27 protein-coding genes, 1 pseudogene and 1 riboswitch are annotated in these 24,293 nt (G+C 71.7%); of the genes and pseudogenes, 13 read left to right on the top strand and 15 right to left on the bottom strand.

The window, feature by feature from the left end; translation table 11 throughout:
• Positions 1-24 precede the first annotated feature (24 nt).
• The 9 genes from AB0A61_RS07680 to AB0A61_RS07640 form a co-directional block, all read right to left on the bottom strand.
• A complete protein-coding gene (locus AB0A61_RS07680) occupies positions 25-1,590 on the bottom strand; it encodes an alpha/beta hydrolase (protein WP_361288294.1) in 1,566 nt (521 codons plus the stop codon).
• A 186-nt stretch (positions 1,591-1,776) separates the two neighbouring features.
• Positions 1,777-2,550 carry an urease accessory protein UreD gene (locus AB0A61_RS07675; RefSeq protein ID WP_361288291.1) on the bottom strand — a complete coding sequence of 258 codons (774 nt, stop codon included), beginning with the start codon at positions 2,548-2,550 and terminating at the stop codon, positions 1,777-1,779.
• Positions 2,547-3,224, bottom strand: a complete 678-nt coding sequence (ureG, locus tag AB0A61_RS07670) for an urease accessory protein UreG (RefSeq protein ID WP_361287726.1) — start codon at positions 3,222-3,224, stop codon at positions 2,547-2,549. The genes AB0A61_RS07675 and ureG overlap by 4 nt, the downstream gene beginning before the upstream one ends.
• A gap of 86 nt (positions 3,225-3,310) precedes the next feature.
• Positions 3,311-3,985 (bottom strand): urease accessory UreF family protein, encoded by a 675-nt coding sequence (locus tag AB0A61_RS07665; protein ID WP_361287723.1) that lies wholly within the window; start codon positions 3,983-3,985, stop codon positions 3,311-3,313.
• Complete coding sequence (locus tag AB0A61_RS07660; RefSeq protein ID WP_361287720.1) at positions 3,985-5,706, bottom strand: urease subunit alpha; 1,722 nt, start codon at positions 5,704-5,706, stop codon at positions 3,985-3,987. Before AB0A61_RS07660 ends, AB0A61_RS07665 begins: the two co-directional genes overlap by 1 nt.
• Positions 5,699-6,010 (bottom strand): urease subunit beta, encoded by a 312-nt coding sequence (locus AB0A61_RS07655; protein WP_361287717.1) that lies wholly within the window; start codon positions 6,008-6,010, stop codon positions 5,699-5,701. Before AB0A61_RS07655 ends, AB0A61_RS07660 begins: the two co-directional genes overlap by 8 nt.
• Positions 6,011-6,021: 11 nt before the next feature.
• Positions 6,022-6,324, bottom strand: a complete 303-nt coding sequence (locus AB0A61_RS07650) for an urease subunit gamma (RefSeq protein WP_361287714.1) — start codon at positions 6,322-6,324, stop codon at positions 6,022-6,024.
• Positions 6,325-6,631: 307 nt separating this feature from the next.
• Positions 6,632-7,615: a catalase family peroxidase gene (locus AB0A61_RS07645; RefSeq protein WP_361287711.1), complete on the bottom strand. Its 984-nt coding sequence runs from the start codon at positions 7,613-7,615 to the stop codon at positions 6,632-6,634.
• A 58-nt stretch (positions 7,616-7,673) separates the two neighbouring features.
• Positions 7,674-8,135, bottom strand: coding sequence for an acetoacetate decarboxylase family protein (locus tag AB0A61_RS07640; protein ID WP_361287708.1), 462 nt, complete (start codon positions 8,133-8,135; stop codon positions 7,674-7,676).
• A gap of 254 nt (positions 8,136-8,389) precedes the next feature.
• On the opposite strand from AB0A61_RS07640, the gene AB0A61_RS07635 reads away from it, so the two are divergent.
• Entirely contained in the window at positions 8,390-9,007 is a 618-nt protein-coding gene (locus AB0A61_RS07635; protein ID WP_361287705.1) for a TetR/AcrR family transcriptional regulator, read from the top strand.
• A gap of 427 nt (positions 9,008-9,434) precedes the next feature.
• On the opposite strand, the gene AB0A61_RS07630 is transcribed toward AB0A61_RS07635, so the two are convergent.
• Together AB0A61_RS07630 and AB0A61_RS07625 are read right to left on the bottom strand one after the other, a co-directional pair.
• Positions 9,435-9,716 (bottom strand): type II toxin-antitoxin system Phd/YefM family antitoxin, encoded by a 282-nt coding sequence (locus tag AB0A61_RS07630; RefSeq protein WP_361287702.1) that lies wholly within the window; start codon positions 9,714-9,716, stop codon positions 9,435-9,437.
• 34 nt (positions 9,717-9,750) lie between these two features.
• Positions 9,751-10,110, bottom strand: a complete 360-nt coding sequence (locus AB0A61_RS07625) for an ANTAR domain-containing protein (RefSeq protein ID WP_361287699.1) — start codon at positions 10,108-10,110, stop codon at positions 9,751-9,753.
• A 179-nt stretch (positions 10,111-10,289) separates the two neighbouring features.
• Here AB0A61_RS07625 and AB0A61_RS07620 point away from each other — a divergent pair, with 179 nt between their 5' ends.
• The 3 genes from AB0A61_RS07620 (at position 10,290) to AB0A61_RS07610 (ending at position 12,267) form a co-directional block, all read left to right on the top strand.
• A complete protein-coding gene (locus AB0A61_RS07620) occupies positions 10,290-10,925 on the top strand; it encodes an ATP-dependent Clp protease proteolytic subunit (protein ID WP_361287696.1) in 636 nt (211 codons plus the stop codon).
• 7 nt (positions 10,926-10,932) lie between these two features.
• Positions 10,933-11,241, top strand: a complete 309-nt coding sequence (locus AB0A61_RS07615) for a hypothetical protein (protein WP_361287693.1) — start codon at positions 10,933-10,935, stop codon at positions 11,239-11,241.
• Positions 11,242-11,576: 335 nt separating this feature from the next.
• A riboswitch (cyclic di-AMP (ydaO/yuaA leader) is annotated at positions 11,577-11,790 on the top strand.
• Positions 11,791-11,793: 3 nt separating this feature from the next.
• Positions 11,794-12,267: a C40 family peptidase gene (locus AB0A61_RS07610; RefSeq protein WP_361287690.1), complete on the top strand. Its 474-nt coding sequence runs from the start codon at positions 11,794-11,796 to the stop codon at positions 12,265-12,267.
• A gap of 144 nt (positions 12,268-12,411) precedes the next feature.
• Here the strand turns inward: AB0A61_RS07610 and AB0A61_RS07605 are convergent, their stop codons facing one another.
• The gene (locus AB0A61_RS07605) at positions 12,412-12,870 is read right to left on the bottom strand and encodes an ATP-binding protein (protein WP_361287687.1); all 459 of its coding nucleotides are present in this window, start codon (positions 12,868-12,870) and stop codon (positions 12,412-12,414) included.
• 214 nt (positions 12,871-13,084) lie between these two features.
• Here AB0A61_RS07605 and AB0A61_RS07600 point away from each other — a divergent pair, with 214 nt between their 5' ends.
• Positions 13,085-13,942, top strand: a complete 858-nt coding sequence (locus tag AB0A61_RS07600) for a helix-turn-helix transcriptional regulator (RefSeq protein WP_361287684.1) — start codon at positions 13,085-13,087, stop codon at positions 13,940-13,942.
• A 17-nt stretch (positions 13,943-13,959) separates the two neighbouring features.
• The gene (locus tag AB0A61_RS07595; protein ID WP_361287681.1) at positions 13,960-14,184 is read left to right on the top strand and encodes a DUF397 domain-containing protein; all 225 of its coding nucleotides are present in this window, start codon (positions 13,960-13,962) and stop codon (positions 14,182-14,184) included.
• Between the two features lie 70 nt (positions 14,185-14,254).
• Here AB0A61_RS07595 and AB0A61_RS07590 read toward each other — a convergent pair whose 3' ends face one another.
• On the bottom strand, positions 14,255-15,382 hold the full coding sequence (locus tag AB0A61_RS07590; protein WP_361287678.1) for an 8-amino-7-oxononanoate synthase: 1,128 nt from the start codon (positions 15,380-15,382) through the stop codon (positions 14,255-14,257).
• A 147-nt stretch (positions 15,383-15,529) separates the two neighbouring features.
• On the opposite strand from AB0A61_RS07590, the gene bioB reads away from it, so the two are divergent.
• The 4 genes from bioB to AB0A61_RS07570 all read left to right on the top strand — a co-directional run bounded on the left by bioB (position 15,530) and on the right by AB0A61_RS07570 (position 19,548).
• Positions 15,530-16,753 carry a biotin synthase BioB gene (gene bioB / locus AB0A61_RS07585; RefSeq protein WP_361287675.1) on the top strand — a complete coding sequence of 408 codons (1,224 nt, stop codon included), beginning with the start codon at positions 15,530-15,532 and terminating at the stop codon, positions 16,751-16,753.
• Complete coding sequence (locus tag AB0A61_RS07580; RefSeq protein ID WP_361287672.1) at positions 16,746-18,044, top strand: adenosylmethionine--8-amino-7-oxononanoate transaminase; 1,299 nt, start codon at positions 16,746-16,748, stop codon at positions 18,042-18,044. The genes bioB and AB0A61_RS07580 overlap by 8 nt, the downstream gene beginning before the upstream one ends.
• A 1-nt stretch (position 18,045) precedes the next feature.
• Positions 18,046-18,774 (top strand): dethiobiotin synthase, encoded by a 729-nt coding sequence (gene bioD, locus AB0A61_RS07575; RefSeq protein ID WP_361287669.1) that lies wholly within the window; start codon positions 18,046-18,048, stop codon positions 18,772-18,774.
• Between the two features lie 72 nt (positions 18,775-18,846).
• Positions 18,847-19,548: a class I SAM-dependent methyltransferase gene (locus AB0A61_RS07570; protein ID WP_361287666.1), complete on the top strand. Its 702-nt coding sequence runs from the start codon at positions 18,847-18,849 to the stop codon at positions 19,546-19,548.
• Here AB0A61_RS07570 and AB0A61_RS07565 read toward each other — a convergent pair whose 3' ends face one another.
• Together AB0A61_RS07565 and AB0A61_RS07560 are read right to left on the bottom strand one after the other, a co-directional pair.
• Positions 19,549-19,887, bottom strand: coding sequence for a fic family toxin-antitoxin system, toxin component (locus AB0A61_RS07565; protein WP_361288288.1), 339 nt, complete (start codon positions 19,885-19,887; stop codon positions 19,549-19,551).
• A gap of 52 nt (positions 19,888-19,939) precedes the next feature.
• Positions 19,940-20,227, bottom strand: a complete 288-nt coding sequence (locus AB0A61_RS07560) for a toxin-antitoxin system HicB family antitoxin (RefSeq protein WP_361287663.1) — start codon at positions 20,225-20,227, stop codon at positions 19,940-19,942.
• Between the two features lie 238 nt (positions 20,228-20,465).
• Here AB0A61_RS07560 and AB0A61_RS07555 point away from each other — a divergent pair, with 238 nt between their 5' ends.
• The 3 genes and pseudogenes from AB0A61_RS07555 to AB0A61_RS07545 form a co-directional block, all read left to right on the top strand.
• Complete coding sequence (locus AB0A61_RS07555) at positions 20,466-21,305, top strand: ABC transporter ATP-binding protein (protein WP_361288285.1); 840 nt, start codon at positions 20,466-20,468, stop codon at positions 21,303-21,305.
• 4 nt (positions 21,306-21,309) lie between these two features.
• Complete coding sequence (locus AB0A61_RS07550; RefSeq protein WP_361287660.1) at positions 21,310-23,877, top strand: ABC transporter permease; 2,568 nt, start codon at positions 21,310-21,312, stop codon at positions 23,875-23,877.
• Positions 23,878-23,979: 102 nt separating this feature from the next.
• Positions 23,980-24,108: pseudogene (locus AB0A61_RS07545) on the top strand (GNAT family N-acetyltransferase); the annotation flags it as partial.
• Positions 24,109-24,293 lie beyond the last annotated feature (185 nt).

Raw genomic sequence — 24,293 nt, 5'->3', positions numbered from 1 at the left:
CCCCCCGTCGCGTACGACCGCCGGTTACGGTTTCGGCGTCGCGTGCGGAGCGCAGGTCGCGTCCGCGGCGTCCACCTTGCCGGTCAGCAGGTAGGCGTCCACCCGGTCGTTGATGCACGGGTTGACCAGGCCGGTGACGCCGTGGGAGCCCGCGTCCTTCTCGGTGATCAGGCGGGAACCCTTGAAGCGCTTGTGCAGTTCGACGGCACCGGCGTACGGGGTGGCGGCGTCCCGCGTGGACTGCACGATCAGCACGGGCGGCAGGCCCTTGCCGGTCCTGACGTTCACCGGGCTCTGCTGCTTGACCGGCCAGGTCGCGCAGGGCAGGTTCATCCACGCGTTGGCCCAGGTCATGAACGGGTAGTCCTTGTTGAGCCGCGTGTTGTCCCGGTCCCACTTCCGCCAACTGGTGGGCCAGTGGGCGTCGGTGCACTCGACGGCCGTGTAGACGGCGTTGCCGTTCTCCGAGGCGATGTTGCCCGCGGTGTCCGACATGTCGGGGGCGGCCGCGTCGACCAGCGCCTTGGCGTCACCGGCGAAGTACTTGCCGAAGACCGTCGCCACCGGCACCCACGAGGAGTCGTAGTACGGGGCGTTCTGGAAGAAGGAGATCAGCTCGGCCGGGCCGACGACCCCGCCGATCGGGCTCTTCTTCGCGGCGGCCCGCAGCTCGGTCCACTTCGCCTGGACGGCGGCGCGGGTGGTGCCCAGGTGGAAGGCGGCGTCGTTCTTGGCGACCCAGTCCTCCCAGTCCTTCCAGCGGCCCTCGAAGGCGACGTCCTGCTCCAGGTTGGCCTGGTACCAGATGTTCTCCCGCGCCGGGTTGACGACGCTGTCGACGATCATCCGGCGGACATGGCCCGGGAACAGCGTGCCGTAGACGGCGCCGAGATAGGTCCCGTAGGAGACGCCGAGGTAGTTGATCTTCTTCTCGCCGAGGGCGGCACGGATGACGTCCAGGTCGCGCGCGGTGTTCGCGGTCGTCATGTACGGCAGCAGCGCGCCGCTGCGCTCGTAGCAGCCGTCGGCGTACTCACGGGCCAGCTTGCGCTGGGCGAGCTTGTCGGCCTCGGATCCGGGCACCGGATCCGCCTTCGGCGCCTTGACGAACTCCTGCGGGTCGATGCAGGAGATGGGCGCCGAGTGACCGACACCGCGCGGGTCGAAGCCCACGAAGTCGTACGCCTTGGCGGTGTTCGCCCAGAGCGGGCTCTTGGTGGTGATCCGGCGCGGGAAGCGCAGGCCGGAACCGCCCGGGCCGCCCGGGTTGTAGATGAGCGCGCCCTGGCGCTCCTTCTTGGTGCCCGTGTTGCCGATGCGGTCGACGGCGAGCCTGATCTGCTTGCCGTACGGCTTCGCGTAGTCGACGGGCACCGAGACCCAGCCGCACTGGATGGGCTTCTCCAGCCCCCAGTTCGCGGCGCAGTCCTGCCAGTCGATTCCGGCCTTCGCGGCACGCGCCGCGGCGATCGCGGCACCGCGCGCCTCACGGTCCTGGCCGTGGCGGGTGTCCGCACTCGCCGCAGGGGCGGAGACGGCTCCGGCTATCAGGGTCGCCGTGACGAGTGCACCGGCCGAACCGAGCGCCATGACCCGGCTCTTCGGTCTGATGTCCCTCAAGTAGGACCTCCCCGTACATCGTTGCGAATAGTACGGGGAAGGATCCTTCCGGCTGTGCGGTGCCTGAGAACAGGGTTTGTTGACCTTCTTTGCCAATCCGATAACCGGCGCGTTGCATCCCGCTGAGCGGAGACCCGGCCGGTACGCGCGGGGTTCTCAGCCGATCGCCGCCAGGGCCTGGTCGAGCAACCGGCGCAGCCGCAGTGCGTCCGGTGCCACCGCGGTCACCAGCGCGGCCGGTCCGGCCAACGGAACGACCACGGCGCCGGCTTCCCCCTCCCCCACGGCCCGAGGGACGACCGGCTCCACCGCGAACTGCGGCCCCGCGACGAGGAGCTGGCCCAGGGCTCGGTGTCCCGCCAGCACGGCGGGACCGTCCCAGCCACCCGGTGCTCCCGGGCCGCAGGCCAACTCCTGGTCGAGGACGGTCCGCCCGGCGATCCGTACGGCAAGACGGCTGGTGAGCCGACCGGGTTCCTCCCCTACACGACCGAGAACCTGCTCCTCGCGCAGCACGAGGCGGGCCTTCGGCGCGAGCTCGACGCGGGTGGTGACGCACAGGTCGCTACCGGTGGCGCAGATCAACTGCTCGGGCAGCCAGTGCAGTTCGGCTCCGTCGGCGACGGTGAGCCGGACGTCGTACCGGGCCTCGTCCTTCCCCTGCCCGGGCAGCGCGATGGTCGCGGCGGCCGACCCGACCCGCAGCCGGGCCCCGTCCGCGACGTCCGCCCGCACCGCAAAGCGGTCGCCACCCAGGGGCCCGCTCATCGCCCCCACGAGCATGACCCGCGCCTCGGTGCCCTCGCCCCGGGTGCGCCGCAGCGCCAGCGGTCCCTCACCGTCTAGGACGGGCAGGGATGTACCGCCGCGGCCGTCGCCGCGGGCGACGATCCGCGCCCTGGCCCGTACCCCGCTCGCCGTCTCCGTCATGCCGCCCACGCGGCGAGTTGTGACCGCACCCAGTCCGCGACGTCCCGCACACCACTGTCGCCGCGCAGCGACTGCAGGACGACCGGCAGTCCGGCCCGGGCCGCCCTGGCGTCGGCGGCCATCCGCGCGAGGTCCGAGCCGACGTACGGCGCCAGGTCGGTCTTGTTGACGACCAGCAGATCGGCGGTGGTGACGCCGGGCCCGCCCTTGCGCGGGATGTCGTCTCCGCCGGCCACGTCGATCACGAAGATCTGCGCGTCGACGAGGCCTCTGGAGAAGGTGGCGGTGAGGTTGTCCCCGCCGGACTCGACGAGGATCAGGTCCAGTGGGCCGACCGCGTCCTCCAGGTCCTCGACCGCTTCGAGGTTCGCCGAGATGTCGTCCCGGATCGCCGTGTGCGGACAGGCTCCCGTCTCGACGGCGGTGATCCGCTCCGGAGGCAGCACGGCCTCGCGCAACAGGAACTCGGCATCCTCGCGGGTGTAGATGTCGTTGGTGACGACAGCGAGCGAGAGCTCGTCGCGCAGGGCACGGCACAGCGCCGCCACAGTGGCGGTCTTGCCCGAGCCGACGGGTCCGCCGAGACCGAGGCGCAGGGCACGCCGCGCCCCGTCGGGGCGGCGGGCATCGGCACTGACGGCGGCGGGACCGTGGTGGGCGTGGTCCAGATGCATGGACGGCTCCTGTCTGACGGGACCGGTCCCCTCCAGGGGAACGACGGGGGTCGGAAACGGCTGGACGGCGGAGGCGAAGCCCCTTTTCAGGACGCGAAGAGACGCACCGGCCAGGCGGCATGCAGCTCCGCGCCGATCTCCAGCAGCGGTGCGGACCCCGCGGGCAGGGCGTCGACGCCCTCGGCGGCCACCAACCGGGCCGCCGCCACCGCCTGGTGGACCGCCCGGTCCAGCTCCGGCGCCAGCCGGGCCAGCACCGCCGTGGCTTCGAAGGGGTCCAGACTCAGCAGCCGCACCGTAGCCGTCGCCGGCCCGCTCACGCTCTCGTACGCCGCGCAGTGGGCGGCGTCCTCGGGCCCCAGCCCGGCCGCCCGCGCCACGAGCCCGAGCACCACCGGCTGGTGCGCCCCCTTCGGGAACTTTCCTGCCACGGCGTCCAGTTCGGCAGACGGCCAGGTCGCCCGGGCGGCCCGCATCAGCTGCCGGCCCAGCTTCCGGGCGGCCGCGCGCAGGGCGGGGGACGGCGTCCGTGCGTCTGCGGCCTCGTCCAGTTCCGCGGGATCGTGACCGAGCGCGGCTGCCGCGGCCAGCGCGGCGGCGGTCAGCCCCGCCGTGTGCAGGCGGCCCCGGCAGAAGTCCTCCAGGCTCGCCGCCCCGGTGACGCGCCCGGCCCTGACGGCCGCCTCCGCCCCGCCGGAGTGTGCGTGCCCTCCGGCGGGAAAGCGGCCGTCGGCCAGGACGAGAAGTGCTGCCCGGGACATCAGAAGAGGAAGTAGCGCTGGGCCATGGGCAGTTCCGCGGCCGGTGTCGCCTCGACCAGCTCCCCGTCGATGTGCACGGCGAAGCTGTCGGGGTCGACCTGGACGAGGGGCCGCGCGTCGTTCTCCCGCATGTCCGCCTTGGTCACCGCGCGGGTCGAGTCGATCGCCACGAACTCCTTTCCGAGCTGGAGCCGCTCCGGCAACCCGTCGTCGATGGCGAGCGGCGCCACGAAGTTGACGGAGTTCGACGCCGGCGCCCGCCCGATCGCCCCGTACATCGGGCGCGGCAGAATCGGCTGCGGGGTCGGGATCGAGGCGTTGGCGTCACCCATCTGCGCGTACGCGATCTGCCCTCCCTTGATGACGAGGTGCGGCTTGACCCCGAAGAACGCGGGCTCCCACAGCACGAGGTCGGCCAGCTTGCCCGTCTCGACGGACCCGATCTCACGGGCGAGGCCCTGCGCGAGCGCGGGGTTGATCGTGTACTTGGCGACATAGCGCCGTACCCGGTGGTTGTCCGCGTGCCCGTCGCCCGGCAGGGCGCCCCGACGGCGCTTCATCACGTGCGCGGTCTGCCAGGTCCGCAGGACGACCTCGCCCACCCGTCCCATGGCCTGGGAGTCGGAGGAGATGATCGAGATGGCGCCCAGGTCGTGCAGGACGTCCTCGGCGCCGATCGTCGACGGGCGGATCCGCGACTCCGCGAACGCGAGGTCCTCGGGGACGGCGGGATTCAGGTGGTGACACACCATCAGCATGTCGAGGTGTTCCTCGGCGGTGTTGACGGTGAACGGCCGGGTCGGGTTCGTGGAGCTCGGCAGCACGTGCGGCTCGGAGACGACCGTCATGATGTCCGGCGCGTGCCCGCCGCCCGCGCCCTCGGTGTGGTAGGCGTGGATGCCCCGCCCGGCGATCGCGGCGAGGGTGTCGCCCACGAAACCGGCCTCGTTGAGGGTGTCCGTGTGGATGGCGACCTGGACGCCCGTCCGGTCGGCGACCGTGAGCGCGGCGTCGATCACCGCGGGGGTCGATCCCCAGTCCTCGTGCAGCTTCAGGCCGAGCGCTCCGCCGCGGATCTGCGACAGCATCGCCTCGTGCGAGACGGTGTTGCCCTTGCCGAGCAGGCCGATGTTGACCGGGTGGGCCTCCAGCGCCTCGAGCATGCGGGCCAGGTGCCACGGGCCGGGTGTCACGGTCGTCGCCTTCGAGCCCTCGGCCGGTCCGGTGCCGCCGCCGACGAGGGTGGTGACGCCGGCCGCGAGTGCTTCCTCGGCGATCTGGGGGCAGATGAAGTGGACGTGCGCGTCGATGGCGCCGGCGGTGAGGATGCGCCCGTTGCCCGCGATGATCTCGGTCTCCGGGCCGATCACCAGGTCGGGATGGACGCCGTCCATGGTGTCGGGGTTGCCCGCCTTGCCGATGCCGGTGATCCGGCCGTCGCGGATGCCGACGTCGGCCTTGACGATGCCCCAGTGGTCGACGATGACGACGCCGGTGATGACGGTGTCGGGGGTGCCGTCGGCGCGGGTGGCGCGGGACTGGCCCATGGATTCGCGGATGACCTTGCCACCGCCGAACACCGCCTCGTCACCGGCGAGCCCGGGGCCGCCGGCGCGGTCCTCCTCGATCTCGATCAGCAGGTCGGTGTCGGCGAGCCGGATGCGGTCGCCGGTGGTCGGGCCGAACAGGTCGGCGTACGCGGCGCGTGAGATCTCAGGCATCGAGCGGGCCTCCGGTCTCCCCGCGCAGTCCGGGCACGATGCGGGCGCCGGTGAGCGGAACGAGTTCGACCTCGACGGGGATGCCGGGCTCGAAGCGCACGGCGGTCCCGGCGGCGATGCCGAGCCGCCTGCCCCGCGCGGCGGCGCGGTCGAAGTCGAGTGCGGGGTTGGCCTCGGCGAAGTGGTAGTGGGAGCCGACCTGGACGGGACGGTCGGCGGCGTTGAGGACGGTCAGCCGGGTGAGTTCGCGGCCCTCGTTGCACACGATCGGGTCGTCGGCGAACAGGATCTCTCCGGGAATCATCGGCGCCGCCCTCAGATGATCGGCTCGTGGACGGTGACGAGCTTGGTGCCGTCCGGGAAGGTGGCCTCGACCTGTACGTCGTGGATCATCTCGGGGACGCCTTCCATGACGTCGTCACGGGTGAGCAGCTTGCGTCCGGAGGACATGAGCTCGGCGACGCTGCGGCCGTCGCGGGCGCCTTCGAGGATGTGCGACGTGATGAGCGCGACCGCCTCCGGGTGGTTCAGCCTCAGCCCCCGGGCGCGGCGCTTGTCGGCCACGTCGGCCGCCACGTGGATCAGCAGTCTCTCCTGCTCGTGCGGGGTCAGTTGCACGTAGCCACCTCACAGTCCTCGCTCCGGACCGTGCGGGGTCCGGTTGCCGCAGCCACCCGACGGGATAGGTGTAACACACAGACAGATGGCCCGGATCTTGAGCGATCCGGATGCAAGAAGCCCCGAGTGGCCTGGATCCGCAGGCTAGTTCGCCGGAGTTTCAGCGACGTTAACCAGGCCACCTCCGTTGTCGGTTCCATGCCGGGACAACGACAATCACCAGCTCAGGACACGAACCGCTGCTGGAGTGCCGGGGATTTCCGGGGGCGGTGGAGGCCTGCGTGCCGGTGCGCGGCCCGGCGGCTGGTCACTCCGGCTTGATGCGCGGCTTGTCCTCCTGACTGCGGCGGCGGTAGGACTCCGCGTACACCTGGGAACGGAAGTGCAGGACGGGGTCGTTGGACGGTTCGATGCCCGGTGGGACGTTGGTGGGGTCGAAGACGAGTCCCTCGACGTGCTCCTGGTCCTCGTGCAGCCGGTCGACGACGAGGCGGCCCGCGGTCACCGTTTCGCGGTCGTCGGGCCACTGGCGGGTGACGTCGTCGGTCGGGTCTTCGGGGGCCGCCAGCTGGAAGACCAGCCGCCAGACGGCCGGCGCCTGTTCGACGCGCTGCTTGATCTCGCTGATGAGGTACTGCGGCGGCAGCAGCCGGTCGTCCTCGGGGCGGATCGCCGCCTCACCGGCTTCCGGGACCCAGCGGTAGCGGAACGCCCGCCGCCGTCCCTCCGCGTCGACGAGGTAGTACGCGTGGAGCCCGTGGAACGTCGTCGTCGCGAAGCTCTCGGTGGCGGGCAGCCCGGCGATGGCCTTCAGCCCGGGAACGGCGTGGCGGTGGCCCGCCACGTACTTCAACAGCCGGCCGGGGTTGGGCAGCCCGAGCCTGCCACGGCGCTGGGCCGTCGTGATGCCGATGAACTCCTCGGCCGTGCCCGCCGGGAACGCGGAGATGTTGGGCGCGCCCCAGGTCGCGTGTGATCCGGACGGCAGCGCGAAGCGGACCGCGAGGCCGAGGACGGCGCCGCGACTGCCGGAGGCACGGTCCGGTGCGTACGGGCTGCCGGTCGCGTTCGACAGTCGTACGACCGTGTCGACGGGCGTGCCCCGGAAGTGCTCGGCGGTGGTCAGCGCGGCGGCCTCGGGGGTGGCGGTGAACGTGCCGCGGAAACCGATGCCTCGCGGATGTGCCCGACGGTGGCCCGGCACGGTGCCGGTGTGGTCCTCCATGGCGCGCATTGCCCGGTCGACCTGGTCGGCGGTGTGGCGGGGCGTGGCCCCGGGGGTGTGGGTCATGGGATCTCCCTGGTGGCGCAACTGTTGGCGCCACTGTGTGGTCGCTGCTCGCGTGTGGTCATTTCCCGCGGTGGGCGGAAACGGACTCCATGCCCACGGGGGTGAGCGTCATGTTGATGCCGAGAACGGCCTCGACCGGCTCGACGACCGGGATCTGGTGCAGTGGGTCGAGCGCGGAGTATCCGGTGAAGGCCGGAGCCCCGGTGCCGCGCCACATCTCCTCGGCGCGGACCTCCACCTCGGTGCGGACGTATTCGTCCAGCGGAGCCGGGCCGCCCGTCAGGGCGGGCACGCGGCGCAGCCCGAGCCAGGTCTCGCGTACACCCTCGACCGGGCCGTCGAAGACCTGCGGCTGGAAGACGCCGTACGCCAGCGGCACACCGGCCGGCCGCTCCAGCCGGGCCTGGAAGAGTCCGCTCGCGGTCTCCTGCGAGCGGTCGAAGTCGATCGCGGCGAGCAGCTTCGGGTTGCCGATCAGCTCGCGCCCGCCGACCAGGGCGTTGTCGTTGGGCACCGGCACCAGCACGTACTCCGCCCAGGCGCCGTCGAAGTCGAACGTTCATCGCTGATCTCCTCGGTGCCCAGGGCAATGGGCAAGGGGCTCGAGCACATTGTTGAGCAATGCTCAATACCGTTGTACGGGCTCTGTTGAGCAACTGTCAACAAAGCCCGGGGTGTGCTCGAACACAGGCGCCCGCGCTGTCGCCGTCGCCCTCGCGGGGGCTGACCGGCGTACGTGATCGTTCCGGTCGCGCGGGCTCATAGACTGCGGGCATGCCCGGCAAACGCATTACTCGTCTCAGTCCCGAACTGCGCAGACAGCAGCTCGTCGGCATCGGGCTGGAGCTGCTCGCCGAACGCTCCCTGGACGAACTGTCCACCGACGAGGTCGCACGCCGGGCCGGTATCTCCCGGGGACTGCTCTTCCACTACTTCGACTCCAAGCGGGACTTCTACCGCGCGGTGGTCCGTACGGAGTGCGAACGGTTCATGGCCGCCGTCGAACCGGACAGCCTGCTGGAACCGGAGGCCTGGCGACGGGAATTCATCTCCGGATTCGTCGCGTATGTGCTTCAGCACCGCCAGGTGTACCTGTCGCTGGTGCGAGGTGCCGCGGGCAGCCATCCCGCGGTCGAGGACATCGTGAACGAGACCCGGGAGGCCGTCGCCCGGCGCGTGATGGACGGTGCGCTCCGCCTCGGGGTGCCCGACACGCCGCGACTGCGCATCGCCACGCGCGCGTGGATGGCCTTCGCGGAAGAGGCGATGACGAACTGGCCGGTGGACGAGGCAGGAGCGCGGGACGAACTCCGCGTGTTCCTCGACGCGAGCTTCGTCAGCCTGCTGGGCATCCTCCACGACGGGCGGCCGTCTCCCGCGACCGAGGAGTGACGGGCCGCCCCGCGGCCACCGCCGCAGCTTGAGCGGCCTGCGCCGGGCGGCCGGGAGCCGGTGACGGCGACCGGCCGACGTGGGCGCCCACCGCCGACGGGCGAGGACACCGCCTTGGAAGTCGAACCGAGGACACCGCCTTGGAAGTCGAACTCGGTCGCCGTGCGCAGTAAGCGGCGCTTGGCCGACCCGTCCGGGACCTGGGCGGATACAGCTCCCGGGCCATCAACGCACGGCCGGTGCTGGTGGCGTAGGCGGCGAAGACACCGATCCGACCCGCATCCGGCGCCGCCGGTGGCACGGCCGAACTCGCCGGCAGGGAGGCCGTCCGTACCAGACTCCCTGACACACCATCTGCCGACTGCACCCCGGACGACACCTGCGACCAGGCCAGACAGCGAAACGCTGCTTGGGTACTACGGGAGTACTAGCGGACCTCCGGCCCCCGGTGCTCGGCCGTGATGTCGTAACGCTGCGGTTCCCGGGGCGGCGAGGAGGGGACGTCGCGGACCCGGGGGAAGGCCCTGACCACGGGCGCCTCCGCGGGCTCCGCGGGCTCCTCCAGCCGTTCGAGGTCGGCGGCGGAGACCAGGGCGACGAGCGGTTTGCCGTGCCGTGTGACCACCACGCGCTCACCGCCGTACACCACCCGGTTGATGAGGTCGGCCAGCTCAGCGCGGGCTTGCGTCACCGGAATCTCGTAGGCCATACCCCCAGCTTACGGGGGCGAGCGCGACTGCCCCTCAGGGCTCGGGGCGGTCCACGGGGAAGCGCATCGTGTGCCGGTCCAGGGCCCGCCTGAACTCCTCCAGCTCGGTGTCGGACAGGGCGCCGCCCTGCGCGAACTTCAGGACGTGCTCGGCCACGGTGCGCACCTTGGTGTTCGTGCGCTGGGAGACCTCTCGCAGCACGCACCAGGCATCCTCCGGCGGGATCCGCCCCAGGGTCACGACGGCGCCGATCGCCTGGTCGATGACCGCGTGCGAGGTAAGGGCGCGCTGGAGCTGGTCGAGCTCCTCGTGCAGCCGTTCGTGCTCCGCCACCAGTTCGGTGAGGGGCAGAAGCTGCAACGGGTGCCGTCCGGAAATCGCGAAGAACGCCATGGCAGTCCTGTGGGTCGTCGAGCGGCCGTCGCTCCAGCTTCACCCAGGAGTGCGCCGCGCACGACCCGGACATTTCCGACAGCCGCCGGTCCGACATCCCGAGCGGTGCGTACATCCTGTACATTTTTTACAGAAGGTCAGTCCGCCGGAGACGGCCCTGCCGCACAGAGGGGTGTGCCATGACCCGACCGTCCGCCCGCCATGTCCTGCCCGAGTTCACCGAGCGCACGAGCGCCGGTTTCCGGACGCTGGATCCGTACGCGAAGCTGCTGGAGGAGCGGATCGTCCTTCTCGGCACCCGGATCGACGACACCTCGGCGAACGATGTGATGGCGCAGTTCCTGCACCTGGAGCACCGGGACCCCGACCGCACCATCTCGCTGTACATCAACTCCCCGGGCGGCTCCTTCAGCGCGACGGCGGCGATCTACGACACGATGCGGTTCGTCGGCTGCGACGTGGAGACGGTCTGCCTGGGGCAGGCGGCCGCCTCCGCGGCGGTGCTGCTCGCCGCGGGTACGCCGGGCAAGCGGTTCGCGCTGCCGGGCGCCCGCGTGCTGCTCGACCAGCCCGCGCTGTCCGAGACCGTGGAGGGACGGGCGTCCGACCTCGTCATCAGGGCGGAGGAGCTGGTGCGCGTGCGGGCCCGCCTGGAGGAGATGCTCGTACGGCACACCGGCCGGCCCCGGGACCAGGTGCGGGCCGACCTGGAGCGGGAGACCATCCTGGACGCGCGGGGCGCTCTGGAGTACGGGCTGGTGGACCGGATCGTCTCCAGCCGCAGGACGCCCGGCACCACTTCGGACCCGAGGTGAGGCGCCGATGCTGCCTCCGGAACTGCCGCCGCTGCCGGCGCTGACCCGCGCCGAGGCCGACTTGATCGACCGTTACCTGGAGGTGGTGGACCTGCTGGGACGCATCAACCCGGCCCGGCACGAGGACACCTACCGGGGCCTGAGGGCCGCTCAGGCACTCGTCGGCAAGGCGGCCGAGCTGCGCGCGGCGCTCGCGCTGATGCACCAGCGCGGAGAGAACGAACTGCACGCCGCGACGCTGGCGCGCGCGCTGCGCGTGCTCGACGGCGAGCGGCGCACGCGCCGCGTCACATTGCCCCCCGACGGCGGCAGTTGACGCATCGTCCGGGCGTCCCCGTCCCCGGCGCTGACAGGGCGTCCGCTGCGGCGTCGAAACGGACCAAATGACGTACGGCCTTTCGGCGTAGACGCAGACCCTTTTTCGGGGGTGCTCCAGTTGCGCAACGCGCGTGGCCAAATGGCGGAATGAGCTGTTCCGGCGCTGGTCCGGGGCTCGTCGGGAGACGCGACGGCCGTTCGAGGGCGCGGGTGTCCACCCGAACGGGTGAGTGGTGAGTAACAACACAAACCCCCGGTTCCGTTGGGTTTTTCGGACATGCGTAGGTGAAGATCCGTGTCTGACGACAAGCCCCCGCCACAGCGGCGGGGCGGTCCGGGCGGACGCCGAGTCCTGCCGCCGCCCGGATGACCGGTCGACAGGAGTGGATCGGCAGGAGTGGAGGACCCAAGCACGACGGGTCGCCGGAACGGTCACGCCATGACCGGGCCGAGCAGCCCTTGGGGTGAAGCCGCGGCAACGCGGCCGGGCAACTTCGCCAGCCCGAATCCGACAGGTCATCCTTCACAGGCGGCTGACGAAGGGTTGCGCATGACTGCGCTCAATCGTGTCCCGTCGCTGATGGCCCGGGCCGGTACGGCCTCGGCCCTGACCATCGCCGCCGTGGGTGGCTCGATCGTGGTCCCGGGCGCCGCGTCCGACGCCTCGGCCGCCACGCTGGCGACGAGGGCGCTCCAGATCGCGGCGTCCAAGAAGGGTTCCCCCTACCAGTGGGGGGCGGCGGGCCCGCGGCGTTTCGACTGCTCCGGGCTCACGCTGTACTCGTTCAAGAAGGCGGGCAAGACCCTGCCCCGTACGGCGGCCGGTCAGTACAACAAGACCCGTCACATCTCGGCGAGCAGCCGTCAGGCCGGGGACCTGGTGTTCTTCCACTCCGGCTCGTACGTCTACCACGTCGGCATCTACGCGGGTGGCGGCAGGATCTGGCACGCTCCGAAGACCGGGGACGTGGTGAAGCTGCAGAAGATCTGGACCAGGAGCGTCTGGTACGGCCGGGTCAGCTGACCACCTGGGGGTGGTGGTGGCGTCCTGACGCGCCGCCACCGCCCTCGGGTTGCCGTACTGCGCCGTGCGGCGGCCCACGCGCCCACCGCGCCGCCGGCGCATGCGTGGGCGGCCGGGCGGCCCGGCTCCGGGCTGACGTGCGCCCTACGGTTCCTGCTGGCCCGCGGCCGTGACCGGCCGGGCCGGCACCGTCCACGGAAGTTCGATGCAGACGGTCTTGCCGCCCTCGCGGGTGGGGCGCACCGTCATCCTGCCGCCGCACTCGGCGGTGAGCCACCGGATGATCACCATGCCCCGGCCGTTGTCCTGCTGGACGGCGGCCGGCAGTCGTTTCGGGAACCGCGGATGGCTGTCCGTGACCCCGATGTGCAGCTGTTCGTCACGGTCGAGCACGAGATCCACCGTGAAGGTGGGTGACTGCCCGAAGGTGTGCTGCACGGCGTTGGTGGCGAGTTCGGAGACGATGAGCCGGATGGTGTCGGCGGCGTCCGTGTCCGACGACAGGCCCCACTCCGCCAGGGTGCCCACCACGTAGCCGCGGGCCGCGGCGACCGAGGCCGGATCGCTCGGCAGAGTGACGGATGCTTCCAGATGGTCTGCCATGGCGACGTCGTCCCTTTCCCACGGGACCGCAGTCCGACACGGAGCGGATGGTTCGAGTACGGTCCCGGACTGGTGCTTCGTCGTCAGACTGCCATTACCGCGTCTGTCACGGGTGGCGATCCACCAAGATGTGCATATATCTGTCGCTCGAAGCGGTGAACTCTGCGACGGCAGAGCGTATTTGGGCGGCCCGGAAGGAGTAGGGAGTAAGCCCATGCAGCACGGAACCTCGGTGCGCCGCCGGAAACTCGGCTCCGAACTGCGCGCGCTGCGCACCGGTGCGGGTCTCACCAGTGGTGAGGCGGCCCGGCTCGTGGGTTGGCACCAGTCGAAAGTCAGCCGGATCGAGACCGGCGCCAGCGGCGTGAAACCAGCCGATGTGCGCTTACTCCTGGACGCCTACGCGGTCGAGGACTCCCATCTGCGCGACCTGCTCACCGTGCTGGCGGGCTCCGACGACGGCGGCCGTCACCACTGGTGGCACGCCTACCGCGGCGTACTGCCGCCCACCTACCGGGATTTCATCAGTCTGGAGTCCCAGGCGAGCGGGATGCGCACGCTGGAGACCTCGGTCGTGCCCGGACTTCTGCAGACACCCGAGTACGCCCGTGCGGTGACCCGGGCCGCCGTGGACGGGCTCGACCACGACCGGCTGGACGCGCTGGTGGAGGTGCGGCTGGCCCGCCAGGACGTGCTGCGGGCGGATCGCCCGCTGGAGCTGAGCGCGGTCCTGGACGAGGCGGTGCTGCGCCGGGAGGTCGGCGGCCCTGGGGTCATGAACCGGCAGCTGGCGCGGCTGACGGAGGCGGCGCGCCTGCCCCAAGTTCGGCTGCAGGTCCTGCCGTTCGCCGCGGGGGCGCACATCGGACTCACCGGCCCTTTCGTTATCTTGTCATTTCCGAGCACTTCTGATCTGGATGTGGTTGTTCTCGACCAGTTGACGAGTAGCCTCTACCTCGAACGGAAAGAAGACCTGGAGGCCTACACCGAGGCCTTCAACACCCTCCAGATCCACGCCCTTTCACCCGAGGACTCGTTGGATTTCATCGCCGGGATAGGTGACGACGGGTAACCGCGTAAGGAGGCACCATGTCTGCTCTGCCTCGGAACGTACCTTCCAGTACCGATCTGCACGGTGTGCGCTGGCTGCGCAGCAGCTACAGCACCGGAGCGAACAACTGCGTCGAGACGGCCTCGCCGTGCTCCGGTCCCCGGGCCGGGCTGCTCGCCGTGCGCGACTCCAAGGATCCGGCCGGCCCCGCGCTGCTCTTCTCCCCCGAGAGCTGGGCGGGATTCCTCACCACGCTCCGGTGACGCACCCGCGGGCGCCCCGACCCGACTGATCACACACGCATCGCGCGAGGCACGGCCGTGTCACGCCGACTCATGGTCGCGTTTCGCCGATCACACGTACAGCGCGTTCGATCTGCTCCCCGGAGAGGTCCGCGCGAGCGGTCAGCCTGAGCCGTGAGATGCCGTCGGGCACGGAAGGAGGACGGAAGCAGCCCACGGCCAGGCCCGCCGCACGGCATTCGGCCGCCCAGCGCACGGCCCCATCGGGGGACGGCGCGCGCACGGAGACCACCGCGGCGTCCGGACGTACCGCCTCCAGCCCCAGGGCGGTCAGGCGTGCGTGCAGCTCGGCCGCCACCGCGCGCGCCCGGGCCGCCCGCTCCGGCTCACGGCGCAGCAGCCGCAGTGCCGCCAGGGCCGCGCCGGCCGCGGCGGGAGCGAGACCCGTGTCGAAGATGAAGGTCCGGGCCGCGTTGACCAGGTGGTCGATCACCGGTGCCGGCCCGAGCACGGCGCCGCCCTGGCTGCCGAGCGACTTCGACAGCGTGGCCGTCACCACGACGTCGCCGGCCCCCGCCAGCCCCGCCGCCTGCGGCGCGCCGCAGCCGCCGTCACCGAGGACACCCAGACCATGGGCGTCGTCCACGACCAGCCCCGCGCCGTGGTCCCGGCAGGCCGCCGCGAACGCGGCCAGCGGGGCGGCGTCGCCGTCGACCGAGAAGACCGTGTCGGACACCACGACGGCCGGTCCGTCGTGGGTGTCCAGGGCCTTGCGCACGGCCTCGGGATCGGCGTGGGCGACGACCTGCGTGGTGCCGCGGGCCAGCCGGCAGCCGTCGATCAGCGAGGCGTGGTTGCCCGCGTCCGAGACGATGAGGGAGCCGTGCGGGGCGAGCGCGGTGACGGCGGCGAGATTGGCCGCGTATCCGGAGGAGAAGACCAGTGCCGCCTCGAAGCCGCAGAAGTCGGCCAGTTCGTCTTCCAGTTCGCGGTGCAGCTCGGTGCTGCCGGTGACCAGGCGGGAGCCGGTGGCGCCACCGCCCCAGGTGCGGGCCGCGGCCGCGGCCCCTTCCGTGACCTCGGGGTGGCGGGCCAGCCCGAGGTAGTCGTTGCTCGCCAGGTCGAGGAGCGGTGAATGGGCCGGACGCGGACGAAGCGCCCTTACGAGTCCGGCGCGGCGGCGCAGTTCCCCCTGCTCGTCGATCCAGCCGAACGCCATGGCTCCTCCGGGGCATTTGTAGGCAGTGCACAGACACTAGCGGGACGGCCGACGGCCCAGGATGTGGCAATACCCACACGTCGAACCGTCTCTGTTGTGCAAACTCTCCTTGGCCCGAGGCGGCACCTTAGGACAGGATCGGACCTCATGGACCTGCTGAACACGCTGGTGGACAAGGGGCTTCGGCGCGAGCTGCCGACCCGCGAGGAAGCTCTGGCCGTGCTGGCCACCTCCGACGACGACCTGCTCGATGTGGTGGCCGCGGCCGGAAAGGTGCGCCGGCACTGGTTCGGTCGGCGGGTGAAACTGAACTACCTCGTCAACCTCAAGTCCGGCTTGTGCCCCGAGGACTGCTCCTACTGCTCCCAGCGGCTGGGCTCCAAGGCCGAGATCCTGAAGTACACCTGGCTCAAGCCCGACGACGCCTCCAGGGCCGCGGCGGCCGGGCTGGCCGGCGGCGCCAAGCGGGTCTGCCTGGTGGCCAGCGGGCGCGGTCCGACGGACCGTGACGTGGACCGGGTCTCGGAGACCATCAAGACGATCAAGGACCAGAACGAGGGCGTCGAGGTGTGCGCCTGTCTCGGTCTGCTCTCCGACGGCCAGGCCGAGCGGCTGCGGGAGGCCGGCGCCGACGCCTACAACCACAACCTCAACACCTCCGAGTCGACGTACGGCGACATCACTACCACTCACACCTACGCCGACCGGGTGGACACGGTGCACAAGGCCCACGCGGCCGGGCTGTCCGCCTGCTCCGGTCTGATCGCCGGCATGGGCGAGAGCGACGAGGACCTGGTCGACGTGGTCTTCTCGCTGCGCGCGCTGGACCCGGACTCCGTTCCGGTGAACTTCCTGATCCCGTTCGAGGGCACCCCGCTCGCCAAGGAGTGGAACCTCACCCCGCAGCGCTGTCTGCGCATCCTCGCCATGGTGCGGTTCGTCTGCCCCGACGTCGAGGTCCGCATCGCCGGCGGCCGCGAGGTCCACCTGCGCACCCTGCAGCCGCTCGCCCTGCACCTGGCCAACTCCATCTTCCTGGGCGACTACCTCACCAGCGAGGGCCAGGCCGGCAAGGCCGACCTGGAGATGATCGCGGACGCCGGGTTCGAGGTGGAGGGCACCGATCAGGTCACCCTGCCGGAGCACCGGGCCCTGGACGGCGGCGGCTGCAGCACGCCCGCGGTCGCGGGCTGCGGATCCCACGGGGATGGCGGGTGCGGATCCCACGAGGGTGGCGGTTGCGGCTCGCACGACGGTGGCGGCATCTGCGGTTCCGCACCGGCCTCGGCCCCGTCCGGCAACGAGCCGCGTACCGACCTGGTCGCCGTACGCCGCAGGGGCGCCGGTACGGACCTCGCGCCCAATGCCTGACCGGCCCGGCCCGAGCGTGCCCGAGCTGCTGGAGCTCGACCGGCGGCACGTGTGGCACCCGTACGGTCCGATGCCGGGCCGGCAGGAACCGCTCGTCGTGGAGTCGGCGAGCGGGGTCCGGCTGCGGCTGAGGCTCCCGGACGGAACCGAGGACGAAGTCGTGGACGGCATGTCGTCCTGGTGGTCGGCCATCCACGGTTACAACCACCCGGTGCTCAACGAGGCGGCCCACGAGCAACTGGCGCGAATGAGTCACGTGATGTTCGGCGGCCTCACCCACGAGCCGGCCGTACGCCTCGCCAAGCTCCTTGTCGACATGTCGCCCGAGGGGCTGGAGCATGTGTTCCTCGCCGACTCCGGCTCGGTGTCGGTCGAGGTCGCCGTCAAGATGTGCCTGCAGTACTGGCGCTCGCTCGGCCGTCCGGGCAAGCAGCGGCTGCTGACCTGGCGGGGCGGCTACCACGGTGACACCTGGCAGCCGATGTCGGTGTGCGACCCCGCGGGCGGGATGCACGAGCTGTGGACCGGTGTGCTGCCCCGCCAGCTGTTCGCGGACGCGCCGCCGACCGCCTACGAGGAGTCGTACGCCGACCGGCTGCGCGAGCTGATCGGACGGCACGCCGACGAACTGGCCGCGGTGATCGTCGAGCCGGTGGTGCAGGGCGCGGGCGGGATGCGGTTCCACTCCCCCGGGTATCTGCGGGTCCTGCGCGAGGCGTGCGACGCCCACGACGTGCTGCTGGTGTTCGACGAGATCGCGACCGGGTTCGGGCGCACCGGCGCGTTGTTCGCGGCGGAGCACGCCGCCGTGACGCCGGACGTGATGTGCGTGGGCAAGGCGCTGACCGGCGGCTACCTGACGATGGCGGCGACGCTGTGCACCGCGCGGGTCGCCGACGGGATCTCGCGGGGCGAGGTGCCGGTGCTCGCGCACGGACCGACGTTCATGGGCAATCCGCTGGCGGCGGCCGTGGCCTGCGCGTCGATCGAACTGCTGCTCGGACAGGACTGGCTCGCGCAGGTCAAGCGGATCGAGGCGGGTCTGCGGCAGGGGCTTGCCCCCGCGGCGGAACTCGAAGGGGTCAGGGACGTACGGGTCCTCGGTGCCATCGGGGTCGTTCAGCTCGACCACCCGGTGGACATGGCGGCGGCGACCAGGGCGGCCGTGCGCGAGGGCGTGTGGCTGCGGCCGTTCAGAGACCTGGTGTACACGATGCCGCCCTACGTCACCGGTGACGCGGACGTGGCGCGGATCGCGCGCGCGGTGTGCGCGGCGGCACGGGAGGGATGAGATGCCGGTACTGGTGATCACGGGCACGGGCACGGAGGTCGGCAAGACGGTCGCCACGGCGGCCGTCGCCGCCGCGGCCCTCGCGGCCGGGCGGTCGGTGGCCGTGCTGAAGGCCGCCCAGACGGGTGTACGGCCGGACGAGCGCGGGGACGCCGACGAGGTGGCGCGGCTGGCCGGCCCGGTGACGACACGTGAAATGGCCCGCTACCCGGAGCCCTTGGCCCCGGGGACGGCCGCTCGGCGGGCCGGGCGGGCGCCGGTGCATCCGCAGGAGGTGGCCGAGGCCGCCGCCAAGCTGGCCACCGAGCACGACCTGGTGCTGGTCGAGGGCGCGGGCGGGTTGCTCGTACGGTTCGATGCGGCGGGCGGCACGCTGGCGGACGCGGCCCGGCTGTTGCGGGCGCCGGTCCTCCTCGTCGCCTCCGCGGGGCTCGGCACGCTGAACACCACGGAACTGACGGCACGTGAACTGCGCTCCCGTGAGCTCGACCTGCTCGGCGTCGTGATCGGCAGCTGGCCCGCGGCCCCCGACCTGGCCGCGCGCTGCAACGTCGCCGACCTGCCGCACGTGGCCGGGGCACCGCTGCTCGGTGCGCTGCCCGAGGGCGCCGGTGCCCTCGCCCCGGCCGACTTCCGCACCACCGCGCCGAACTGGCTCGCACCCCGCCTGAACGGCAGGTGGGACGCCGAGGCGTTCACGGTACGGGAGGCACCCGCGCCCTTTGCGTAGGCCGGGCGGGGCGTGCGGCGCAGCCGGACGGGGGAGACTGACCGTAGGCCCCGTCCTGTCCGGGAGGTCGCCATGCCGCTACGGTCCACCGGCTCCCAGAAGGTGGCCCGGGATCCCGTCCACCATCCGCTGTTCGCCCGCTACTACGCCCGGGTCAGTGTGGCCGCGGAGACCAGGTTCGGCATGGCCGCGGTCCGCGACCGGCTGCTGGCCGGGCTGTCCGGACGGGTGATCGAGATCGGGGCGGGCAACGGGCTGAACTTCGCGCACTATCCGGGCGCGGTCTCGGAGGTGGTCGCGATCGAGCCGGAGCGCATGCTGCGGCAGCGGGCGGTCGAGGCCGCGCTGCGGGCCGATGTGCCGGTCGACGTGGTGCCGGGCTCGGCGGAGGCACTGCCGGTCAAGAGCGAGGCCTTCGACGCGGTGGTGCTGTCCCTGGTGCTGTGCAGCGTGCGCGACGTGCCGCGCGCCCTGGGTGAGGTGCGGCGGGTGCTGCGGCCGGGTGGCGAGGTGCGGTTCTTCGAGCACGGCAGGGGCGGTGGCCGGGTGATGACCCTCACCCAGCGCGCCCTGGACCGGACGGTGTGGCCGGCGCTGAACGGCGGCTGCCACCTGGCCCGCGACCCGGTCGCCGCCCTGCGGGACGCCGGTTTCCGGCTCGGCCCCTACCGGCGGTTGCTGATGCCGGAGAAGGGGCCGGCGCTGCCCACCTCTTACTGCGCGCTCGGCACGGCGTGGCACCCCGAGGCGGACGGCCCGGTCAGCGGAGCCTGATCACAGGCTCCACTGCCGCAGCTCCCGCGCGATGTCGCCCACCGACGCCTCGCCGTTCTTGACCAGCCGGGCCAGTTCGCGTACCTGCTCGGGCGAGGTGACGACCTTCAGGCCGCTGGCGACCAGGTAGGCGTAGGCGACTGCGGAGGCGAACAGGGCGTTGGAGCGCTCCAGGGCGGGGACGTGGATGAGGAGCTGGAGCAGCGCGGCCGCGCGCGCCTGCGGTGTGTCGTAGACGGGGACGTCGAATATCTCGGCCCGGTGCCGTGCCACCGCGGCCACCAGGGCGCCCCAGTCGGTGACCTGGGGGTCCCCCGGTGTCATCCGCTCGGCGAGCATGAGCAGCCAGGCGAGGTCGATCGTGAGGTTGTTCGACGGATCGTTCAACGGATCAGTGCCGGCCTTCGCTCCGCTGCTTCCGTGCGCCCTCGCGGTCCTCCCCCACTCTCGGCTTCGCTCGTGCGGGGGCACCCCCGTCGAACTCCTCGGCGAAGACGGCCTCGTACTGCTTCATGAAGTCGGCGGCCGCCTCCACGAAGGTGTGGCCCACCTCTCCGGTGTCCTGGCGGACCAGCTCCTCGATGTAGCGGTTGACGCTCATGCCGCGGGCCAGGGCTCGTTCGCGGGCGGCGCGGGCGGTGCCCTCGTCCACCCGCACGTTCAGCTGAGTCTTCGCCATACCTTGAAGCTAGCGCCGAACTGCTAGCACAGGCAAGACCGCGCGTCCGGGTCCGAAGTCCGCCGACGGGGTGGAGGGTGCCCCTTACACCGTTCACCGAGGGGCCGACCTGGGGGTGGAGACCGCCTGGGCCCAACGGGGGATACCGGCTGTGCGCCGGGTCACACTACGCTCGGCCGGGGACAAAGGAGTCATGCGTCAGGACATTCAGGGTCGCAGGATCATCGAGGAGGCCGCCGTGTCCACTTCTGCTGCGGCGCCGGACCGGGCGTCGGCCGACCGGGTCGCGGCCCGCGCCCGCGGCCTGACCAAGGCGTACGGCTCGGGCGAGACCACCGTGCTCGCGCTGGACTCGGTGGACGTGGACATCGCCCGGGGCCGCTTCACCGCGGTCATGGGTCCCTCAGGATCGGGGAAGTCCACCCTGATGCACTGTCTGGCCGGGCTCGACACCGTCTCGGCCGGCCAGGTGTGGCTCGGCGACACCGAGATCACCGGCCTGAGGGATCGCGAGCTGACCCGGCTGCGCCGGGACCGGATCGGCTTCATGTTCCAGTCGTTCAACCTGATCCCGACGCTCAACGCGCTGGAGAACATCACCCTGCCGATGGACATCGCGGGCAGGAGGCCCGACGAGAAGTGGCTGGACCAGGTGATCGACACCTTGGGTCTGCGCGATCGCCTCCGGCACCGGCCCTCCCAGCTCTCCGGCGGCCAGCAGCAGCGCGTCGCCTGTGCACGGGCGCTGGCCTCCCGCCCCGAGCTCATCTTCGCGGACGAGCCGACCGGCAACCTCGACTCGCGGGCCGGCCTGGAAGTGCTCGGCTTCCTGCGCGAGGCCGTCGACGAACTCGGGCAGACGGTCGTGATGGTGACCCACGACCCGGGCGCCGCCGCCCACTCCGACCTGGTGCTCTTCCTCGCGGACGGCCGGATCGTGGACGAGATGGAGCAGCCCACGGCGGAGGCCGTGCTGGAGCGCATGCGCCTGTTCTCCGGGCGACGCGCCCAGCCGCCCGGCCTCGAGGTGGCCCAGGGCCGGTTCGACGGGGACGCCGCCGTACCCGAGGAGGCCTGACCCCGTGCTCAAGGCGACACTGCGCAGCTTCCTCGCGCACAAGGGCCGGCTGCTGCTGTCGGCGCTGGCCGTCGTCCTGTCCGTGGCGTTCGTCGCGGGCAGCCTGATCTTCTCCGACACCGTCACCCGCACCTTCGACCGGCTCTTCGCCTCCACCTCTGCCGACGTGACGGTGGAGCCGAAGCAGGATCTGAAGTCGTCCGTGCCGACGGGCACCGTGCAGACGGTGCCCGCCGCGCTGGCCGCGCAGGTGGCAAAGGTCGAGGGGGTGGCGGCGACCCACCTGGACGTGGCCGTCGAGAACGTCGTGGTGGTCAACAGCAGAAACGAATCCGTCGGCCCGACGACCGGCGCCCCGACCATCGCCTCGAACTGGGAGCCCACCAGGCGCAGCCCGGTGCGACTGACCTCCGGCCACGCCCCGTACGGCGGCGGTGAGGCCCTGCTGGACGCGGACACGGCCCGCAACAAGCACGTGCGGATCGGCGACGCGCTGACGGTGCAGGCCCCGCCGGGCAGCTTCGGGGTGCGGGTGGTCGGCATCGCCACCTTCACCACCACCAACCCGGGCGCGGCCCGGCTCTTCCTCGACACCCCGACCGCACAGGCCGGGCTGCTCGGTTCCCCCACCCGCGCCACGAGCATCTCGGTCGACGCGGCCAAGGGGGTCGGCGACGCCCGGCTCAAGCGCCGCGTCGGTGCGGCGATCGGCACCCGCGCCTACGACGTGCGGACCGCCGGCGAGCACGCCAAGTCGGCAGCCGCCTCCCTCGGCGGGTTCCTGAAGGTCATCAAGTACGTCATGCTCGGCTTCGCCGGGATCGCGGTCCTCGTCGGCATCTTCCTGATCGTCAACACCTTCTCGATGCTGATCGCCCAGCGCACCCGCGAGCTGGGCCTGCTACGGGCGCTGGGCGCGGACCGGCGTCAGGTGCGGCGTTCGGTGCTGACCGAGGCGGTGCTGCTCGGCCTGGTCGGCTCGACGCTCGGCCTGGGGGCCGGGATCGGGCTCGCGGCCGGACTGATCCGGGTCATGGGCACGTTCGGCATGAACCTGAAGACCACCGAGATGGTCATCGGGTGGACCACTCCCCTGGCCGCGTACGTCGTCGGCGTCGGCGTGACCTTCGTGGCGGCCTACCTGCCGGCCCGCCGGGCGGCGGCCGTGTCGCCGATGGCGGCCTTGGCGGACGCGGAGGTCGCCGGTGCGGGGCGCCCGTTGAGGGTGCGCGCGGTGGTCGGCTCGGCCGTCGGGGCGGGAGGCGTGGCCGCGCTGGCGGGCTGCGCCGCGGCGACCACCACAGCGACCGCCGCCTCCCTGCTGGGCGTCGGTGTGGTCCTCACCCTCGTCGCGACGGTGGTCGCGGGGCCGCTCCTGGTTCGTCCCCTGATCCGGGTCCTGGGCGGGGCCTTCCCGGCGCTGTTCGGCTCGATCGGCCGGATGAGCCAGCGCAACGCGCTGCGCAATCCTCGCCGCACCGGCGCCACCGCGGCCGCGCTGATGGTGGGGCTGGCACTGGTCGGCGGCATGTCGGTGGCCAGCGCCTCGATGAACCGTTCCTTCGACCACCAGATCGACAAGACTCTCGGCGCCGACTTCATCGTCCAGAACCGCAACTTCCTGCCGTTCCCGCGGGAGGTCACCGACAAGGTGCGCGGCACACGGGGCGCCGGTGTCGTCGTACGGCAGCGGTTCGCGGCGGTCGCGGTGGGACTGCCGGACGGCCGGCGGGTCGAGACGACCGCCGCCGGGTACGACCGGCGGCTCGACGACGTCGCCCACATCACGTACGCGTCCGGCGGTACGCCGACGGCGCTGGCCGACGGGCACATCGCCATGGACGTCGGCTTCGCGAGGAAGCACCGGGTACGGCTGGGCAGCGTGCTGCCCGTCGAGTTCCAGGGCGGACGGCACACGCGTCTGACCGTGGGCGCCCTGACGAACCAGGAGGCGGCCGAGGGGTTCGGCATGCAGGGCGGCCTGTTCTTCGGCATGGGCACGCTCGAGAAGTACGTGTCCGGCGCCCAGGACGCCGCGCTGTACGTCAACGCGGCCCCCGGCACCGGGGCCGGCCAACTGCGCTCCCGGCTGGAACGGACCCTCGCCCCGTATCCCCAGGTGCAGGTGCGCGACCAGGCGGACTACAAGAAGCTGGTCCACGACCAGATCGCGGTGCTGCTCTATCTCGTCTACGCGCTGCTGGGGCTCGCGATCGTCATCGCGGTGCTCGGCGTGGTCAACACGCTCGCCCTGTCGGTGGTCGAGCGGACCCGGGAGATCGGGCTGCTGCGTGCCATCGGCCTCGCCCGGCGGCAACTGCGCCGGATGATCCGGCTGGAGTCTGTGGTGATCGCGGTGTTCGGCGCGGTGCTGGGGCTCGCGCTGGGACTGTTGTGGGGGGTGTGCATCCAGCAGGTGCTGGCGCTCCAGGGCATGACGGCGCTCGCGATTCCCTGGGGCACGATCGTGGCGGTGGTGATCGGCTCGGCGGCCGTCGGCATCGTGGCGGCCCTGCTGCCCGCGCTGCGTGCCTCCCGCATGAATGTCCTGGCGGCGATCGCACACGAGTGACGCCACCGCGGCGCATGCTCAAGCCGCCCGCCATCGAGGAGAGTTCACGCCGCGTCCGTTCCGCCCGACCTCCAGGTACGGGCCGCGACCGCGCAGGATCTCGACCGGTTCGTCCGGCTCGGCGGCCGGCGCGGGGACGCCATGGTGCTCACCCGCGACGAGACCGCGCGCCACGCGTGGCGCGCGGCGGGCTACGGGCCGGAGGAGCTCTGGCGGCGCTGGGTGAAGCCCCGTGACCGGCTGACATCCGCGCCCCCCTCAGGGCCGGACGACAAGGTTTCTTTGCCCATTCTTTACCGTTGGAGGATCACTCGGTTCTGCATGAAAAGTTGTGAGCGTTCGCCCATGGGCGAGCCTCCCGGTGCGCGACATCGCGCCATTCCCCCTGCCCTGCCCGACCATGGAACGGGGGTGAA

It is taken from the genome of Streptomyces sp. NPDC046197 (genome assembly GCF_040646295.1).
Taxonomy (GTDB): Bacteria; Actinomycetota; Actinomycetes; order Streptomycetales; family Streptomycetaceae; genus Streptomyces.
This window is presented reverse-complemented; position numbering and strand designations above follow the sequence as displayed.